Source organism: Mesorhizobium sp. M7A.F.Ca.AU.002.02.1.1 (assembly GCF_003998535.1).
In the GTDB taxonomy this organism is placed as follows: domain Bacteria; phylum Pseudomonadota; class Alphaproteobacteria; order Rhizobiales; family Rhizobiaceae; genus Mesorhizobium; species Mesorhizobium ciceri.
On the sequence record NZ_RZPB01001411.1, the window covers coordinates 1 to 622 of the forward strand.

A 622-nucleotide genomic window follows, 5' to 3' on the forward strand; every position below is an offset into this window, starting at 1 on the left:
TGTATGGCCAGCAAGCCACCGATGGCATCGCCAGATTTGGCTGCTTCCAACTGGCGCGTCGGGCTTGACTGGCTTTCCTGCCGCCATGTCGGCAATGGGACGTTGAGCGCCATCATCTCCGGCGCGACGCTCGTGGCAGCGGCATCGGCATTCGCGGCGTCCGGCTTGGCAACGGCCAGCTCGGCCTGCGCCGTGGACGCGCCGGCGATTGCCAACGGTGCGGTTTCCGGGGTGGGAACGGGTGCCGTGAACTCGGCGCGCGGTGCGAAGGCCGGCAGCGGCACTGAGCCCGGCGCCATCGCCATGACGATCGCTTCAGGCGTCTTCCCCTTCTGCCCGGCAAGCGGTTCTTCGCCTGGATCGCTGCCAGCAATCTGGATGTCAGCCCGCTGGGCATCCTGCGGCGGCACGATAGCGATACCCTGTCCGGCCGGTCTGGGTTCGACGGACCTCGCCGGTTTGCGTGGCGCCGGCACCGCTTCGGCGACATCATCGGACTCGTCTGCGCCGCCCCCGCCCAAGAGCGTCGCCAGCAGGCCACGCGGCCTGCGTTGGCCGCCGTCGACGCTTGCCAGCTCGATGTTGGGCGTGCCGGCGCCCTTGCGCGATTTGTAGGCGGCAA

1 pseudogene is annotated in these 622 nt (G+C 69.1%); it reads right to left on the minus strand.

The features are described 5' to 3' along the window. A pseudogene (locus tag EN879_RS38055) lies at window positions 1-622 on the minus strand (peptidase M15); the annotation flags it as partial.